We start from the raw sequence: 15298 nt of genomic DNA on the forward strand, positions 1-15298 counted from the left end.
CTCTAAACCGACGGGAGATAACGGAATGAGCAGCTTTACCAACATCCGCAACGTATATTGCGTAGGCAGAAACTACGGCTTGCATGCAGCCGAGCTGGGCAATGCGGTCCCGGAGCAACCGATGCTGTTCTCCAAACCGACTCATTCGCTTATTCCTTTGGACGGGTGCGACATCCTGCTGCCGGGAAGCCGCGGGGAAGTGCATTACGAGATGGAGATCGTAATTCGCATAGGCCGGTCGTACGAGAAAGGCATACGCGCCGACGAGCTGGTGGACGGCGTAGCGCTCGGGATCGATTTCACGCTTCGCGACGTGCAGAGCGATCTGAAGAAAAAAGGATACCCGTGGCTTGCCGCCAAAGGGTTCCGCCACTCGGCACCCATTACGGCATTCCATTCGTTTGAGGGCACGGAGGCGCTCGGCCTGAAGGAGTTCGTCCTGTTGAAGAACGGCTCCGAGGCGCAGCGCGGCAATGCGAACGACATGATTTTTAATCTGCAAACGATCATCGACTTTTGCGCGGAGCATTTCGGTCTCGGCCAGGGAGACGTCATTTTCACGGGAACTCCGGCGGGCGTCGGACCGGTTGCCGACGGCGACCGTTTCACGCTTCAGTTCGGCTCCGAGACATGGGGAGAAGGCGTCGTTCGGCTCGCATAGCGATCATTGTGTTCCGTTCCGACGGCCTGCTACCGTCAATCCATCAGCATTGGCAAACGGCCGAACCCCAAAGGTGCGGCCGTTTCGTTTTTGCAAGCAAACTGGCAGAATCAATTGCCGCTAATTCGCAACTGTACGCCGGGCTCCTTTAAAGTTATAATACAAGTAAAGTACAAGCGACTATGTGGAGAAGAGGAAAAACGATGACGGCATATGGAAGCGGCATCGGCGGGCCCGCGACGAGTTGGACCTCGCTCAAGGCAGGCCTGACGCCCGACAACGAAATGACCCGGCGGCTGTATCGCGTTTTGCTGAAATGGGTACGTTATGCGGATACTCAATTTGCCGAATGGGCGGACCGTCCGGACTGCGGACATTTTTTCGGAGGAGCTTACTGGTACGGGATTGAAACCGCTTACTCGGCGGTCGTGTTCGCCGTGGTCGGAACGATGGGAGAATTCGACGATACGATAGCGGGACAGAGCCGGCAATCGGTGAAGGACAAGGCGATTCGCGCCATCCGATATTTGTGCTATACCCATGATACGGGCCCCGAGGAATGCGTCCGGACCACTAGCCGCAACCCTTGCTGCAGCGGCAAAAAATGGGGAGGGCGAGGCGACGGCTTCTTCCGCGCGAGTCAGACCGGAACGGTCGTGCATGCGCTCGGTTGCGCCGCTTGGCTGCTTCATGACGAGCTGGACGGGGAAACGAAGGCGTTGGTGGAAGCGGTGCTGGAATATTATGCGGACATATGGAGCGTAGAGGAGCCCCGGAACGGCGTCTATTTCGATACCCAATGCGAGGAGAACGGCTGGACGGCTGCAGGGATCGGCACCGCCGCGGCACTGCTGCCCGGTAATCCCCGTCAGGAACAGTGGCGGAAAGCGGCTTTGCGCTGGTCGCTCAACTCGGTAACGATGCCGGAGGATCGGGTCCGGCGCGTCCCGGGCGTTTCCACGGTTACGTTTCATCCCGATTATACGGCCGAGAACCATGCGTTCGTGCATCCGTCCTACATGATGGCGGGCATTCAGCTCCGGGGTCTGTATGCGCTGCTCGAGCTGATGGCCGATCGCGATATTCCGTCCGAGCTGACCTCGAACAATGTGCCGATGTATGCGAGTACGATCAAGCCTTGGAGCGGCGTAGACGGCATTCCCGTTCCGGTGCAAGGTCAGGATTGGTGGTATAACCTTCAGCATGCTTCGCTGTCCTGTCATGCTTTCATGAACGTCCTGCATGGAGACGAGGATGCCGCAAGACTGGAACGCGCTGCGCTGGGCTTCGTGGAAGGGCTGCAGGACAGCAACGGCAAGGGCTGCTTGCTCGAAGAGAACGGCGAGGCGTGCATCGTCGTCGCCGAAAGCTACCAGACGGCGAAAGATATGGAGTTCGGCTCGGCGCATAGCCTGCTGATCGCCTATTTGCTTCACAGGTTCGGAGGCGGCGGAGCGGTGCCGTCCACGGATCGGGATTGGAGCGCGCGCACGAACGGGGTTCATTATTATCCGCATGGAGGTACGATCGTCCATAAGACGGATCGGGCGTTCTCCTCGTTCAGCTGGCGCAGCCATGTTATGGCGGTCACGCTGCCGGCGAAATCGATGTGGGGCGTTACGCCTCTTTATGCAAGCCATACCGGCGAAACCGAATTCGAAGGCGAGACGCCCGGCTACGTCTACAATGAGACCAAGTCGGTCGTTTGTACGGGGCATCGGATCACCCGTCTGGAAGACGGCTTCGGCGCCACGGCCGAAATCGAGCGGGGAAAAGGCGCAAAGCTGCTGCACCGCGTCGCATTCGTCTCGCTCCCGGACGGGAGGAGCTTCTATGCCGAACGCATACGCGCCAACGCTCCTTGCGCAGTGAAGTCGCTCTCTACGGGCATCATAGGAATCCGCAACGAACGCTATGGCGCCCTCGGAGGATATGCCGACGGGACGAAGACGGTAAAAGCGCCACGGCTAACGAGAACGTACGAAGGATTTTACGGGAAGGAGCCGAATGTACGGGATTCGTTCGGACCGCTGCCGTATGTCAATATCAATGACGAGATCGGATATGTGCTGTTCGGGTCGGAAGACGTCACCTACTTGAACCAGCACGAATATCCGAAATGGAAAGGCGTCGAGGACGTACTGACCTTGAACGACAGAGGCGCAAAAAGGTTCGAGGGCCTCGCAGAGCTTCCCGTATTCGCGATGCTGACGCTGCCGGACGCGTCTGCGGAACAGACCGCCGGGGCGGCGGAGCGGAGCCGTCTGCTGACGGGGAACGAGGACGGCTGCATCGCCGCGGAGACGGACGGTTATCTCATCGTGGCGAACTTGAGCGGCAGACGAACGGAATTCGAGGCATCGTACGCCGAGGCGGGATCTTCCATCCAGCTGTTCGAAGGGATGCAGCGTTGGAACGGCGGGGAAGTGACCCGCACCGGATCTTTCGAGCCCGGCTACGCGGGTTTTGCGGCTAGCCGCTTCAGGCTGGAGCTGCCTTCTTCCGGCGGGCACACTCACGATCTTGCCGTGGTCGTATCGTCTAATCGCGTATATGTGACGGACCAATCCGGCAGCGGCATTTCCAAAGTCTCGGTTATCGATCCGGTTGCGGGTAAGCGGACGGAGGCGGGAATCGAGCCTTCGGGCACCCTGGTACTGATTTTTTAACCACCAACCATATACGGGAGAGGATGGAAGCGCCATGATGAACAAGCGAATAAGGCGGTTTGCGAAATTGCCGTTCCGGCGAAAGCTGCTCTTGTACTCGCTCGTCCTGAGCATTTTGCCGGTGCTGACCGTCGGTCTTCTCTCCTCCTATTTTGCTTCGCGCAGCATACAGCGCGAGGTAGACCAGAACCATCAGTACATGCTGAATCAGATGCAGGTGCAGCTGAACCAGTTTACGAAAAGCATCCATACGAACTCGATCTATATCGCCACCAACCTGTCGGTGGAAAAATCGGTCAAGGAAGGTCCCGGGATCGAAAATTTGTCCGCGTCTCTCGAAATGAACGAAACGATCCGGCGCATACGCAGCACGTCGCCCGTCCGGTTCAACGTGTCCATCGTATACAAAAAGTTCAACAACTTCACTTACTCCAACGAATTTTCGGCCCAGCAGCTCGCGGAGAAGCGGCTGCTGACCATTCTGGATAAGATGAAGCCGCAGGAGAACGAAGCGATCATCGTGCCGGCCAATACGTTCGACGACCAGCCGGAGATGCTGTTGTACAGACCCGTTCCGATCCAGTCCGCCTATACCGAGGGAGTGCTGATCCTGCACGTCGACCCCCAGGATATTTTGCAATTCGTCGGATCGATGGAGCACGGCTACGGAACCCGGGTACTCGTCGCGGACGAGCACAATCGGATCGTGATCAGCTCGAACCGCGGGGAAATGGGCAAATCGCTCGACGGCGTCATCCGGCCGGCAAAGGTAGGCAAATCCGGCGAGCTGTCCGGCAAAGTGATGATTGAAGGCGTAAGCTACAAAGTGCAGACCGAGAAATCGGCGACCAACGACTGGACCTACATCGCGATTACCCCGACGAAGGAGCTGACCGCTCAATCGCATCGGATCCAATTGACCACCTGGATCGTAATCGGCCTCCAAGTGCTGCTGTGGGCGAGTATCGCCGCATTGGGTACGAGCCGCATGTACGTGCCGATTCAACGATTGACCGAGAAGCTTATGCCGCGTCAGCGCCAAGAGCGGAATAGAGGCGACGGGCTGGCGATGCTTGGCGATTACATGGAGCAGCTGGCGGATGCGAACCGGCAGCTCCATAACAGGCTGAACGAGCAATTCCCTTATATGCGCCAAGGCATATTCCAGCAGCTGCTTCGTGGAGAGATGTCCGAGCGCGAGCTGGCGATGGCCGCCGAGCATGCCAATATCAAGCTGCAGGGCGAGTATGTGTTCGTCTGCGTCGCGGAGGCGGACGACATCGCCGCCTTCCAGCGCACGTACCGGGAGAAGGACCGATCGCTCATTCATTATGCGCTGCTGAAAATGATGGAGGAGACGTTTCACGGCGTTCCGTTCTCCGCCGTATTTACGCCGAAGACGGGGCAAGTCGTGATGCTCATCGGGCTGGATTCCGACGACGCCGATGCCAAGAGCTTGCTGCGCCGGCGCGCGGACGAGGCAAGGGAGCATGTGCGTACTTATTTCCGGTTCGCCATCAGCGTGGCGATCGGCAGTCCGCTCTCCTCCTTCACCGAGATCGGCAAAGGCTACGAGGAGGCGGTCGCTCTGCTCAGCCACCGGTTTATACTGGGCGAAGATATGACGATTGCCGCGGACGAGGCCGATGAAGGGCTGATGCGATTAAGCCGGGAGACCGGGGAGACGCAGAAGCGGATTGTGCATCACGTCTTCAACGGCAATATGGACGATTCGCGGGAGCAGCTGGGCCAGCTCGTCTCCGAGCTGCGCCAAGCCCACGTGAAGCCGGAGACGGCGATGGGGCTGTTCTCGTACATGCTGGGCGAGCTGGACTATATGCTTCAGCAGACCGGCTGCGACATTCGCCAGGCGACGGGAATCGATTTTTACCGGAAGCTGCACGGTCTGCGCTCCTTGCCCGAGCTGGAGCGGTGGCTGGCAAGCGAGCTGTTCCCGGCCGTCAAGGCGCATCTCGAGATCGAGGCCGTGTCGAAGCAGACGAAGACGATACGCGAAGTGATGAGCTACGTCCAGCAGCATTTGGATGACGAGATGACGCTGCAAAAGGCGGCGGACCGGTTCCAATTGTCGGTCTCGTATTTGAGCAAGCTGTTCAAGGACGAATCCGGGGTCAATTTCAGCGAATTCGTACTCGAGCTGCGGATGAACAAAGCCCGGGACTGGCTGGAGCATTCCGATATGCCGATCAAAGATATTGCCGATAAAATCGGTTACGCCAGCGTACAAAATTTCAACCGCGTGTTCAAGCAATGGTGCGGCGTACCTCCGGGGGAATTCCGCAAAGAAAAGCGGCTGTCGTCCGGCTGAAGCCCGGGCATGAAGCAAAGCATGAAGCAAAGCATGAAAGAACCGTCGCGCAGCAAACGAAACTCCGGATCGGACAACGAGAGCTCCTTTCATCCCGATAAAAGCGATCAAACGAGGTTCCGTATGCTGCCGCATCGGTTTTTTTCTTTTTCGTTTATCATTTTTTTGGCTGTTCTTTATCATTATTTACGATGGCCGATCCAAACAATAGAGCATTGCACAGTGTTGCAAACGATTACATGATAAGAAGCGTAGGGGGCCTACCTCCAAGAGACGGATACGGCGTCAGCCTTTCGACTCTGCAAATAAACAGAAGGAGCGTGTTTTCATGATCAAAGCCAAGAAGACGTTTGCATCCTTGTTCGCGGTTTCGCTCGTTACCGCTACGGTACTCGCCGGATGCGGCGGCAAGGAAGAGAACGGCGCTGCGGATGGCGGCTCGCAAGGGCCGAAAAACTTGAGCATCCTGCTCTCCCACTCGAACGCGAAATACGCCATGCAGGTGAAGGACGACGACCGGTACGTGAAAGAGCTGTCCAAGCTGTCGAACTACAATTTGAAATATGAATTTCTCGGCCACGGCGACGATTTCACACAACAAATGACCGTCCGCTTCGCATCGGGCGAATTGCCGGACATGATCCGTACGGACAGCATCGACTCGACGATGCATCCGGGCGCCCTCGATAAAGGCGTGTTCCAGGATTTGACGCCGTTGATCGAGAAATACGGCCCAAACCTGAAAAAGAAAATTCCCGCCGAAGCATGGAACAGCCCGAAAGTAAGCAAGGACGGCAAAATATTCGGCATTCCGGCGCTGTCCGCACTGCCGGCAACCCGCGTCGTCTATATTCGTCAAGATTGGCTGGATAAGCTCGGCATGCAGCAGCCGAAGACGATCGACGATTACTTGAAATATTTCGAAGCGGTCAAGAAGCAGGATATGAACGGAAATGGCGACGCCAATGACGAATACGGCCTCTACGTCCGGGAAAATCTGATCTACTCCAACATGTTCTTCTCCGCCTTCGGAGCCGACCCGAACATGTGGTATTTGAAGAACGGCCAGCTTCAGCCGGGCATGATCCAGCCGGAGATGAAGGACGGCATCAAGTTCTGGAAAAGCCTGTACGACAACGGCTACATTAACCCGAACCTGTTCACGAACAAGGGAGCGGATTGGGTAGCGGGCATCAAGCAAGGAAAAGGCGGAGCGTGGATCCATGACGTCACGAACTACAATACGGACTGGAATACGGCCAACTTCGTCAATGAGAAGAACGTGAAGCTCTCCTTGATCGAAGCTCCGGAAAGCGCCAAAGGAAAAGGTATTGCCGCACAGGGCGATCAAATCTATTTCGTCTGGGTCGTGCCGAGCAAAAACAAGAAGGCCGAGGACGTAATCAAGTTCCTCAACTGGGTATGGTCCGACGAAGCCGACGATTACTTTGCAATGGGCATCAAGGACTACAATTACAAAGTCGAGAACGGCAAGCCGAAATGGGATATGAACGATCCGGTCAACAAGGACAACGACGCTTCCGTGTTTTACCAGCTGTCGGTCAACCCGCGGGGCGACGGACGGATGCTCGACAAGGTGCTCGAGGTTTCGCCGAATACGGCGGCGGTCAAGAGCGGAATCGAGATCGCCAAGAAAAACATAACGAAGAACGATGCCTTGTACATGCCGACATTGAATAGCCTGAAGACGAATCCGGAGCTTGCGGTCGGAACGGGAGCGGGAACGCTGTTTCTCGACATGTTCGCCAAGGTTATTACCGGCAAGGAGGAGCTTGACGCCTCGTTCGACAAGTTCGTGGCCGAATGGAAGCGCCGCGGGGGCGATGCCGCCATCAAGGAAGCGACAGACTGGTACAACAAGTTCCACAAAAAATAACATTGCGGCGTGAGGCGTGCGCCGGCCGGAGCGAATCCGGCTGGCGCGGCCGCCTGCCTCAAAAATAGAACGGAGGGTGTGCATGCTCAAGAAAATCATGTCCCGCGACTCGCTTCTGCTTTGGCTGATTGCACTGCCCGGCATTTTGCATTTCGTCGTGTTCCGCTACGTGCCGATGTTCGGCAACGTGATCGCTTTTCAAGACTACAGCATTTTTTCCGGCATTATGGATAGCCGGTGGGTCGGTTTTCAGCATTTCGAGAAAATGTTCACGTACCACGAATTTTACAACATTTTACGAAATACGCTCGTGCTCAGCCTGTATTCGATCATTTTCGGATTTCCGGCGCCGCTCGTACTGGCGCTGCTGCTGAACGAAATCCGCAAAACCTGGTTCAAGCGCCCGGTGCAAACGCTGCTTTATCTCCCGCATTTTTTGTCTTGGGTAATCGTCGGAAGCATTTTTATCAACCTGCTGTCGATCGACGGCTTCCTCAATACGATATTGAGCCGGCTCGGCATTCCGAACATCGATTTTTTGACGCAGCCCGAATATTTCCGGGGCATCATCGTCTCGGTTGGCATATGGAAGGAAATGGGATGGGGCATGATCATTTATTTGGCCGCTCTGTCCGGCATCAATCCGAATTTGTATGAAGCGGCCATGGTCGACGGAGCGGGACGGTTTCGGCAAATGTGGTCGATTACGCTTCCTTCGCTCATGCCTGCCATCGTCGTGCTGTTTCTGCTTCGGGTCGGCCACGTGCTGGACTCGAACGTCGAGCAGGTGCTCATTATGCTGAATCCGCTCGTTCGCGATGTAGGAGAAGTGATCGATACGTACGTATACCGGGTAGGTCTGCTCGGCGCCCAGTTCAGCCTGACGACGGCGATCGGCATATTCAAATCGCTGGTCGGCCTGCTGCTCGTCGTCGGTCTGAATACGCTCAGCCGCAAAACAACCGGAGAAAGCATTTATTGAGGAGGGATAACCGATGCCGATACGCAAAAGGCTGGAGTGGTTTCCGTTGGTGAACGGGGCGGCTTTCGTCGTGTTATGCTTGACGATGATCGCCCCGATCGTCCATTTGGCCGCGGTTTCGCTCAGCTCGCGGTTTTATGCGGAAGCGAAGCTCGTTACGTTTTGGCCGAGAGGGTTCAACGTCGATGTATATAAAACGATTTTCAATATGGGCAACATCTGGACGTCGATGGGCAACAGCGTCATCATAACGGTGTTCGGCACGCTCATCGCGCTCGCTTTTACGGCTACGCTGGCTTATCCGCTGTCGCGGCCGCAAATGAACGGCAGGAAATGGGTGCTGCGGGGGATTATCGTGACGTTCGTCTTCTCGGCGCCGCTCATTCCGAACTATTTGCTCATTCGCAGTCTCGGGATGGAGAATACGCTGTGGGTGCTTATGATCCCGGGTGCGCTTAACGCGTTCAACGTCATCATTATGAAGACGTTTTTCCAGGGCATCTCGAGCGAAATGTTCGACGCCTCGAAAATCGACGGCTGCAGCGAATTGGGCAGCTTCGCGCGCATCGCCATTCCGCTGTCGACGCCGGTTATCGCCACGATAGCCTTATTCCATGCGGTCGGCCAATGGAACTCGTATTTCACCGCGCTGATCTATATCCGCAGCAAAGATTTGATGCCGCTGCAGGTGCTGCTGCGCAACCTCGTCGTCGAGGAGCAGGCGAACAACGTGGCCAACTCGGCCGAGGTCGCGACGATGCTGACGCCGGAAATGCTCAAGGCGGGCATTACGCTGTTCGCTACCGCGCCGATTCTGATCGTCTATCCGTTCCTGCAAAAATATTTTGTCAAAGGCGCCATGGTCGGATCGTTGAAGGAGTAAGAGAGAAGCGAACAGACCTAAGAGCAGCCCGGGAGGTGTTGCGCTATGCATAAACCGTCCGCAGCCGATTGGCTGGAGCCCGCCGGCATCCGGTTCGGGCAAGCGGAGGAAAACGAACTGACGGCGAAGTGTTATGCCATGCTGCTCCGCTGGATTCCGTTCGCCGACTCCCGATACGAGGAGTGGGAACGGATGCCGGAATGCGGCTATTTTTTCGGAGGCTCATCGTGGTATGGGGTGGACACGGCGAGATCAATCACGGTCTATGCCGCCCTGTCGGTGCTGGGATCGTACGACGAGCGCATCGCCGGCTGCTCCCGGGAACGGCTGATGCGACGAGCGATTAGCGGGATACGTTATCTGGCTTTTACGCACGATTCCGGCCCGGAGCATCTCGTCCGGGTCAAAGGCTCGAACCCCTACTGCAGCGAGCGGAAATGGGGCGGGCAAGGCGACAGCTACTTCATGGCGACGCAAACCGGCTACAGCGTGTACTCGATCGCGCTCGCTTCTTGGCTGCTATGGGAACGGTTGGACGAGGAGACAAGATCCCTTGTCCGCAATGTGCTCTTTCATTATGCGGACCGCTGGTGCGACGCCGAGCCGAGAGACGGCGTGTATGGCGATACCCAGGCGGAGGAAAATTCGTGGGTGGCGCAAGGCGTTGCCGCAGCCGCGGACATGTTTCCCGATCATCCGCGCAGCGGGCATTGGCGGAGACGTTTCCGAAAATGGGCGGCCAACTCGGTCACCGTTTCCCGCGACCGCTATCGCGCCGATTTTCAGGCCCATACGGAACGCACGCACGGGGTTCCAGTGCCGTTTATCAGCACGTCCACCCTGCATCCGGACTATACGACGGAAAACCACGGTTTTGTGCATCCGACGTATTTGGCGTTGGGCATCAACCAACGGGCTTCGCACGCTCTTTTTTCGCTGATGAGCGGCACGCCGGCGGAGCCGTTCGCGCTGATGAACAATGGGGAGCTGTACGACCGCGTCATCAAAAAGTGCTGCCAGTCCGACGGCTTCATGATTCCGGTCCAGGGGCAGGATTGGTGGTATAACCGCCAGCACGAGCTGGCGCACGCTCACGCCGTTCTCAACGTGCTGCACGGCAACCGCGATGCGGCGCGTTTCGAGCGGCTTGCTTTGAAGCGCATCGGTCAAATCCAGTCGGGCAACGCGAACGGCTGCTTTTTGGAACGGGAGGGGAAAGCCTGCGTCATTCGCGAAGGCACTCAGACGGTAGAGGATTTCGAAAATTGGGCCGCTCAGGACGTGCTGCACGTTTATTTGCTTCACGCGTTCGGCGGACCCGGGGTCGAGCCGAGCGACGAGACGGAGATGAGCGAGCGGCTGTCCGGCGTAAGCCTGTTTCCATACGGTGGATTTGTCGTGCGGCGAACCCGCAACGCGTTTGCCAGCTTCAGTTGGCGCAATAACATCATGGGGGTCTGTCTCGGCAAGGACGGGATCTGGCTGACAACGCCCGTCCATGCTTCGATGACGGGAACGATCCGCATTGCCGGCCACGACGGAATGGCCGGGTGGAGCAACGAGGACGTTGTGCGGGATGCGGAGCACGCAAGCTTGGAGCCTCGCGCCGACGGCTTCGGCGCGACCGTGCTCATCCGGCGGGGCGGGGGAGAGTTGGAGCAGGATGCGGCCTTCGTGGCGCTGCCTGACGGTCGCTGCGTCTACGCCGAGCGGCTGCGCGCGATTCGGGACTGCACGATTGACGATTGCAGGACCGGAATAGTCGGCGTTCGCAATGACAAGTACCCGGACGTGCCGGAAAGTGCGGAAGGGACAAGAGCGCTCCTGTTGCCCGGAATGCTGCTGACGTTCGAAGGATTTGCCGGCGACGCGTCCGACGAGGAGCAGCGCCTTCCCGCATTTCCTTATGTCAATGTGGACGACAAGATGGGATACGTGTTGTTCGGCTCGGGCGGCATCCGCTATATCAACAAGCATCGGTACAAACGCTGGAAGGGCGTAGAGAACACGCTGGCGCTGAATGATGCCGGCCGGATGAGCCTGAAAGCCGGGGAGGCGCGGCCTTGCTTTGCGGTTGTCGCCTTGCCGAACCGTACGATGGAGCAGACGGCGGAGGCGGCCGAGCGGTCGATGTTGCTTTCCGATCCGACTGCCCCTTGCTTGTTGCTGGAGTGCGGCGAAACGATCGTTTTTGCAAATTTCGCCTTCGATCACACCGCCGTTTGCGGCGAACGGGAGCTTGCCGGCGCGGAAGTCGGTCTGTTCGAGGGCGTCAGTCGCATCCGGGGCAGCCGGATTAGCCGTTCCCTTGACGTGGAAGCCCGAAAATCGGGCTTCGCCGCACAAAGGCTGAAGCTTGCCCTGACGCCGTTCCGCTACCCGTACGGCGCCTCGTCCGACAGTACGGACACGGATTATATTGCGCATGATCGTGCCGTGACGGACGAAGCGGCGCTGGAAGGTTTGGCGCTGGATGTTATCGTGCGGGAAAATGCCGTCTATGTGATGAACGGCGGGGAGCGTCCGGTCGATTTGCGGCTGTCCGACGAGCGAGCGAATGTAGTCCGATCGATTCGCGTTTGCGCCGCGTCCTTTAAGGAGCTGCCTCTGCCGCTGCAAGCGGTTGAACGCGGCCGGCCGCCAGTTTAAACAGACGCCAGCACCGCACGCAGCTTAGGGCGTGCGGTGCTGGCGTTGAACGTGCCGGCGGTCACCCGGCCCGCCCGCGCGTCCACCTTATACCAGTTTCGCCTACGCCGCACTACTCCAGCAAATGGTCAGCGTACTCGTCCCGGACCTTCAGGATGGCAGGCAAATGCTCGAAGAACGCATCCACGACCTGAGGGTCGAAATGCTGGCCGCGTTCTTCCTTGAACAGGTTCAGGATGCGGTCGAGCTCCCATGCCTTTTTGTACACCCGATCGCTCGCCAACGCGTCGAACACGTCCGCGATCGCCGTGATTCGTCCGTGAATGTGGATTTCTTCGCCCTTCAAGCCCCGCGGGTAGCCTCTTCCGTTCCATTTCTCGTGATGCTGCTCCGCGACGACGGCGGCCGTCTTCAAAATGCGCCGTTTCGAATTTTTCAATAAATTGTAGCCGATTTCCGTGTGGGTTTTCATCACGTCGAATTCTTCCTCGGTCAGCTTGCCCGGCTTCTTCAGCACGGAGTCCGGTATCGCCACCTTGCCGATATCGTGCATCGGGGAAGCCATCTTCAATATTTCCGCTTCCGTTTGCGGGATGCCGAGTCCCAGCGCCAAAATGTACGAGTACTCCGCTACGCGCTTCACGTGGTTGCCCGTCTCCTTCGACCGGCTCTCGCCGATTTCGCCCATCGTGAATATGATTTCGCGCTGCGTTTCCTCGATTTCCTGGGACAGCATCGCCGACTCGATCGATTTGCCCGAATAGGAGGCGGCGAGCGACAGGTTGCGCAGATCCCGGTCGGAAAATACTTCGGAGTCGGTCATCTTGTTGACGGCCTGATAGCAACCGATTACATCGCCTTCGTTATTGCGAAACGGGATTACCATGAGCGCCTTCGTGCGATAGCCGGTCTGCTTGTCGGTACGCAGCGCTCCGCTGGTCAGCACTTCGCGAAACTCGACGTTCGTGTAGGCGTCGTCGATGAAGATAGGCTCTCCGGTACTAACGGAGTGACCGGCCAAGCCTGCGCCGAGCGGAATGCGCAGCTCCTTGACGCCATGCGCGACTTTGGACCATAGCTCGCCTCGTTGGTCGTCCAGCAGCCAGACCGTGCATCGGTCGGAGATGACGATTTGCTTTCCCATATCGGCCATCAGCATGAGCACATTGTCCAAGCTCCGCTCATTGGCGATTTTGGCGGCGTACTCCAGAATGACGCCAAGCAGCTCCTCAGGCTCCAAATCCTTTTTCAGCCTCGGCTTCTCAAAGTCGTATGTTTCGTGCACCCGGTTTTCACTCCCATCGTTCGTTTCCTAATTATTTCATTGTATTCCCTGTGAAGGGTCATTCTTCCTGCATTAAGTTGAAAAAAAGTCCCATTTTGCAGTCGAATGTTGACGAACGGGAACGAGATATGATCGAACCTTGGAAGCTGTTTTTTCCCTGACCTTATTTGTCAGGGAACCCGGGGTATGATGAAGCAGGAAACGGCGGGAAACGAAAAAAGGAGCGATGAACCGATGTTTGTTATAGAAAAAGGGTATGCCGTAGCAGAAGGAACGAAGCTGTATTACGAGACGGCCGGGGCGGGAGAGACGGTATTGCTCATCCATGGAGCCTTTATGACGAGCGCGATTTGGGATTCGACGTTCGCAGCGCTGTCGGATCGTTACCGGGTCGTCCGCTACGACTGGCGGGGCATGGGGAAATCGGGTATGGGCGATACTCCGTACAGGGCGTATGACGACGTTCGCGGACTGCTGGATGCTCTCGAAATCGACAAGGCGCATGTCGTCGGACTGTCCGCGGGGGGCTATATAGCCGTCGAGCTATCATTGGCTTATCCGCAACGTGTCCGTTCGCTGTCGCTCGTGGGTGCGGGGTTGTTCGGTTTGCCCGAGTCGGAACGCCTGCAGGCCGATAATGCGCGCTTTTATGGAGCGGCATCGTCCGGCGACATCGAGGGAATGCTGCGCGAATGGACCCAAATGTGGCTGTACGGGCCGGATCAGCCGAAGTCGCGGGTGAAGCCATCCGTGATAGCCCGTTTCGAGCAGTTGTCGCTGGAAAGCTTGAGCCGGTCCGAGTCGTTCGAGATGCCGCTAACGCTTGTGCCTGCGCCGATCGGCAGATTGGCGGAAATTGTTGCGCCGACGCTGGTCGCATGGGGATCGCTCGATTATCAGGATACGAAGGAAGCTGCGAATATGTTCTCGGGCACGATTCCCGGCGCCCGCACGGCAGAGCTGAACGGATCGGCGCATATTCCCCCGATGGACGATCCGCAGCGCTTTAACGAAGCTTTGGGCGGGTTTTTGGACGGCCTTCGAGCTTGACTCCCGCCGTCTTCCGTGTATGATAAATTCGAGAGAACGAATCGGGATATACGGGAGGGGCAGCGATGGAAGCGTTGATCGGGCTTGCGGGCAGTTTGCTCATAGCGGGAGCGGCTTACTTGAAACGGTCATTATCCTTATCCGGATTTGCGGCCGCGATACTGCTTGGAACGGCCATGTACGCGCTCGGGAGCGCGGTATGGTTCGGTACGCTAATCGCTTTCTTCCTATCGTCGACGCTGCTGTCCAGATGGAAGAAGAAGGCGAAGGAAGCGGTCGAGAGCGGGTATGAGAAGTCGGGAAGACGGGACGCGGGGCAAGTGGCCGCGAACGGAGGGCTCGCGCTGTTATTGTGCGCGGCCAACGCCTGGTGGCCTCATCCGATGTGGTGGTACGCTTTTCTGGGCGTAATGGCGGCCGTCAACGCCGACACTTGGGCGACGGAGATCGGAGGCTTGAGCAAAGCTCCTCCGAGATCGATCCTGAGCGGAAGGCGGGTAGCGGCCGGAACGTCGGGAGGCGTATCCGGCTTGGGGTTGGCCGCGTCGATGGCGGGCGGTCTGTTTATCGGCCTCGTGGCGTGGCTGCTGCTGTTGGCCGTTCCCGGACAGGACGAACCGTCAGGTATCGCTTCTACATGGCTGCAACTGCCGGTATGGCTCGGGATCGGCTTGTTCGGCGGCACGGTCGGATCGCTTGCGGATTCGCTGCTGGGCGCTACGGTGCAGCAAATGTTCCGGTGCGGCGTATGTGGCCGCGAGATCGAGGCCGCACATCATTGCGGGCAACCGGCGGTCCGGATTCGCGGCTTTGCCGGTTGGAACAACGATGCGGTCAATGTGGCAGGCTCGCTAGCGGGCGGCTTGGCCGCGGTGGCGGTAGCGGGTGGCTTG

General features: G+C 57.8%; 10 protein-coding genes. 9 read left to right on the top strand and 1 reads right to left on the bottom strand.

Going from position 1 to position 15298, the window contains the following annotated elements; translation table 11 throughout:
- Positions 1–25: 25 nt before the first annotated feature.
- From FE784_RS36660 to FE784_RS36690, 7 genes are all read left to right on the top strand, one after another.
- Positions 26–661, top strand: a complete 636-nt coding sequence (locus FE784_RS36660; protein WP_139607201.1) for a fumarylacetoacetate hydrolase family protein — start codon at positions 26–28, stop codon at positions 659–661.
- Between the two features lie 203 nt (positions 662–864).
- On the top strand, positions 865–3330 hold the full coding sequence (locus tag FE784_RS36665) for a hypothetical protein (protein ID WP_139607202.1): 2466 nt from the start codon (positions 865–867) through the stop codon (positions 3328–3330).
- Between the two features lie 34 nt (positions 3331–3364).
- Positions 3365–5659: a helix-turn-helix domain-containing protein gene (locus tag FE784_RS36670; protein WP_139607203.1), complete on the top strand. Its 2295-nt coding sequence runs from the start codon at positions 3365–3367 to the stop codon at positions 5657–5659.
- A 328-nt stretch (positions 5660–5987) separates the two neighbouring features.
- Positions 5988–7556, top strand: coding sequence for a type 2 periplasmic-binding domain-containing protein (locus FE784_RS36675; protein ID WP_139607204.1), 1569 nt, complete (start codon positions 5988–5990; stop codon positions 7554–7556).
- A gap of 82 nt (positions 7557–7638) precedes the next feature.
- Positions 7639–8538, top strand: a complete 900-nt coding sequence (locus FE784_RS36680; protein WP_139607205.1) for an ABC transporter permease — start codon at positions 7639–7641, stop codon at positions 8536–8538.
- A 13-nt stretch (positions 8539–8551) separates the two neighbouring features.
- Entirely contained in the window at positions 8552–9421 is an 870-nt protein-coding gene (locus FE784_RS36685; protein ID WP_139607206.1) for a carbohydrate ABC transporter permease, read from the top strand.
- 45 nt (positions 9422–9466) lie between these two features.
- The gene (locus FE784_RS36690) at positions 9467–12070 is read left to right on the top strand and encodes a hypothetical protein (RefSeq protein WP_139607207.1); all 2604 of its coding nucleotides are present in this window, start codon (positions 9467–9469) and stop codon (positions 12068–12070) included.
- A 112-nt stretch (positions 12071–12182) separates the two neighbouring features.
- Here the strand turns inward: FE784_RS36690 and FE784_RS36695 are convergent, their stop codons facing one another.
- Positions 12183–13355 carry an HD domain-containing phosphohydrolase gene (locus FE784_RS36695; protein WP_176706781.1) on the bottom strand — a complete coding sequence of 391 codons (1173 nt, stop codon included), beginning with the start codon at positions 13353–13355 and terminating at the stop codon, positions 12183–12185.
- A gap of 234 nt (positions 13356–13589) precedes the next feature.
- On the opposite strand from FE784_RS36695, the gene FE784_RS36700 reads away from it, so the two are divergent.
- Together FE784_RS36700 and FE784_RS36705 are read left to right on the top strand one after the other, a co-directional pair.
- Positions 13590–14405 carry an alpha/beta fold hydrolase gene (locus FE784_RS36700; RefSeq protein ID WP_176706782.1) on the top strand — a complete coding sequence of 272 codons (816 nt, stop codon included), beginning with the start codon at positions 13590–13592 and terminating at the stop codon, positions 14403–14405.
- 65 nt (positions 14406–14470) lie between these two features.
- The coding region (locus FE784_RS36705) for a DUF92 domain-containing protein (RefSeq protein WP_139607209.1) at positions 14471–15298 on the top strand (828 nt) is incomplete at its 3' end.

This window comes from Paenibacillus hemerocallicola (assembly GCF_006265175.1).
Classification (GTDB): Bacteria; Bacillota; Bacilli; order Paenibacillales; family NBRC-103111; genus Paenibacillus_AB; species Paenibacillus_AB hemerocallicola.